1 pseudogene is annotated in these 3,456 nt (G+C 81.1%); it reads right to left on the bottom strand.

The annotated features are described in order from the left end of the window. Positions 1-174: 174 nt before the first annotated feature. Positions 175-3,456, bottom strand: a pseudogene (locus ABZY91_RS41740) (hypothetical protein); the annotation flags it as partial.

The raw sequence follows: 3,456 nt of genomic DNA, 5'->3' as shown, positions 1-3,456 counted from the left end.
GGGGGCCGGGGTGGCGGGGGGGGGGCGGGGGTGGGGGGGGGGGGGGTGGGTGTGTGGGGGTTTGTGGGGGGGGGGGGGGCGTGGGGTGGGGGGGGGGGGGGGGTTGGGGCGGCCGCGGGTCGGGCGGGCGCCGGTGGCGTCCGCCTGGGGAACGGGTGCCGGGCGCCGCCGGGTTCACCGCGGTGCGGTGGCCTCCGGAGGTCCGGCGGCGCCCACGGGCTCGGCGGGGTCGGGGAGTTCGCCGTCCGGGTACTCGGGGCCGGGGTGCCCGGACGGCCGGCGGGCACCGGCCTCCGGCTCGACCCCCGGGGTGAGGAGGAAACGCTCGGGGGACTCCGCCCGGGGCCGCTCGGCCGGGGGCATCGCCGCACGGCGCTCCAGCCACGACCGCAGCCTGGTGAGGGCGCTGCGATCGCGCTCGGCCGGGTCGCCGCCGGTTTCGCGCAGGAGGACGCCGGCCGGCCGGTCGGCCTCGGCCGCCACCGTGCCGACGACGGTGAACGCCGTACCGGGCGCGAACACCGCCTGCGGCAGCCCGTCGCCGGAGTCGAAGACGGAGGTGCGCCGCCCGGTGGCCGACCACACGAGGAACTCGACGGAGCAACCCGGCAGCTCCGCCCCGGCCGCGGCCAGTCCGGCCAGCGGCGCGGGCTCCCGGAACTCCAGGCCGGCCGGATAGAGGGCGAGGACGGACTCCGGGTCCAGCGCGGGGTCCGCGCCGAGCAGCACCGCGCCGTGGTGGCTCGGGAGTCGCCGCAGGCCGGAGCCGAGGCATCGGAGGAACGGCCTCAGCGCCGGGTCGCCGGAGCGCGCGGCGGTCACCAGGTCCGCGCGTGTCGCGGGGATGCCCGCGCCGTCGTGGTGGAGCAGGACGGCGGCCAGGTCGGGCTTGAGGTCGTCCTTCGAGGTGGACCGCAGGCCGGGCAGCCGGGTGGCGAGCTGTTCCAGGCGGCCGGTGCAGCGGTGGTAGTGCTCGCCGAGCAGCGTGCGGACGGCGTCCCGGTCGGCGGGGGAGCTGGCGGTGACCGGGGGCGGGTACTCGTCGGGGCGGAAGAGCCGGGCCGGCGGAGGGCCGACGGGCGCCTCGGGCGTCGTGCCGCCGGGAGGCGTGCCTTCGGGTGTGCCTTCGGGCGTGCTGCCGGGGGGCGGGACGGCGGGTGGTCCGGCCTCGGGCGCGGCCTCGGGCCCGGCCTCGGCGGCGGACTCCGGCAGGCCGGCGCGGGGCGGTTCGGTGCCCTCGGGTCCGCCGACGGGCACCACCGGGGAGGCCGCCTCGCCGGCGGACGACTCGGCAGCGGACGCCCCCTCGCCCGGTTCCGCGGTGGCCGGCGGGTCCTCGGTCCGGCCCAGGGGCTCGTCCGGCTCCGGTACGGCGGTGGTGTCCGGCCCGTCCTCGTCCGGCCCGTCCTCGTCAGGCCCGGTGGGCGGCTCGACCGGAGGGACCTCCGGAACCCGGAAGAGACCCGGGGTGCCACCGCTGGTCGCGGTGCGGGTGAGCGGTTCGGCCGGCCGGGGCCACGGATCGGCGTTCGAGCCCGCCACGGCAGCGGCGGTGCCGCTCCCGCCGGCCGCCGACCCGGCGGGGTCGCCGACCGGACCGGCGGCCGGGTCCCGGGCCGGGTCGCCGGTCGAGGACGAGGTCCGGCGGGAGGGGGCCACCGCGGCGGAGGTGCCGGTGGCGGGAGCGGAGGTGGCCCGGACGGGTGTGGGCAGGGGGACGGGTGCGGGCGCCACCGGCTCGGACTCGGCGGGCGCCGGTCCCGCCGCCTCCGGCCGTACCGGCGCCTCGGAGCCGGTGAGCGGCTCGGGGCCGGCCTGCACCGCCGCCGGGGCGGGCCCGAGGGCGGCCGTCGCCGTGGGGCCGGGAACGGCCGGGGTGCCGGCCGGTCCGGCGGCGAGCCACTCCGGGCGGGCGGCCGTGGCCGGTCGCTGCGGGCGACCCGTGCCGCCGATCCCGTAGGCCACGGGTGCCACGGCGGGCGGCCCGGTGAGGGGCTGCTCCGCCCCGAGCCAGTCCAGCTCGTGCATCCGGGCGACGAACCGGGCGACCCGCTCGGCGGACGGCTCCAGCAGACCGTGCGCCAGCAGCCCGAACCCCTCGGCGCCGACCGCCGGGAGCCGGTCGAGCAGGGCGCCGAGCTCCTCGAACACGTCGGGCGGGATCGGGCGGTCGCGCTCCCCGACGATCAGCAGCGGGCGGGCCGGCTCGGGCCGCCGGAACCGGGGGGTGAGGACGTGCGGCGGTTCGGGGCGCAGCCAGAGACCGGCCGGGACGGCCTCCAGGACCCAGAAGGGGAACGCCTCGAAGACCGCCGGACCGGCGGTCTTCCAGTCGGCGCCGCCGTTGCGCCACGCGGCGGGGGTGGTGGGGCGGCCGGGGGCGGTGGCGAGGCGCAGCAGGAAGGGTTCCCAGCCGGCCCGGCCGTGCCGGTCCAGGATCCGGGAGGTGGGGCCGCCCGGGCCGAGGACGGGCAGGCCGATCGCGGCCTGCACCGGCCGGGCCGTCCTGGCCGCCAGCGCGCCGGTGAGCGCGGCCAGCTGGTCGGGGGCCGCCCACGGGGCGCTGACCAGCGGCCGGTCGGTGCCCAGCGGCAGCGAGAGCACGGCGTCCGCGAAGTCGTCCGGCAGCAGGACGGGCCGGTCCGGGGTGCCGATCAGGAGGACGGTGTGGCCGGGCGGCGCCGCGGCCAGCCCGAGGTCGGGGAGCGGCCCGCCGGTCCGGGACGCCGGGTCGGTGAGCCAGAAGCCGGTGGGGAGCCGGAGGATCCGGACGGCGTCGCCCCGGGACCCGGCGGTGAGACCGTCGGCGCGTCCGGCCGGACCGTGCGGGACGGCGGGTGCGGCGCCGGCGGCGGTGGTCGGGCTCCCGACCGCTGTCGCGGCGCCGATGGTCTCGCGGACCCGGCGGGGCGGTGCCCCGGCCTCGCACCGCCACCAGGAGGCGGCTTCGGTCGCGCCCTCGGGGCTGGTGACCTTGAGGTTCCCGGCGGGGGTGATCTCCACCAGGCCGTCCGGCGCGACGACCGGCAGGCCCGCCCGCTCGGCGACGATCTCCGCCGGACGGCGGCCGTTGGGGGCGAGCGCGGCCAGCCCGGAGGCGGCGAGGACCAGGCTGCCGGCGCCGCGGGCCCGGGCGACCACGCCGAGGTCCGCCATCCGGTCGCGCAGGACCTTGGCCGAGTCGGGGGCGGCGGCGACCACGACGACCGCGTCCGGGACGGGCCGGAGCGCGCCGATGGCGGCCGACAGCTCGTCGTCGCGGGCGGTGGCCGGGGCGATGACGAAGTGCGGGCCGACCGGGCGGAGCACGGAGGGCGCCGGCACCGGGGCCGCCGACGGTGAGGGTGAGGGCGACAGCGCGGTGGACGGTGCCGACGTGGAGGGCGGCGGGGCGGTCCCGGCGGCCGGGACGGGCGCGCCGGCCTCGCCCGCGGGCAGCGCACGGCGCGGCCCGCG

Origin of the sequence: Kitasatospora sp. NPDC002965 (assembly GCF_040611255.1) — a bacterium.
Lineage (GTDB): Bacteria > Actinomycetota > Actinomycetes > Streptomycetales > Streptomycetaceae > Kitasatospora.
Note: the sequence above shows the minus strand (reverse complement) of the source record. Positions and strands in the feature narration are given on the sequence as shown.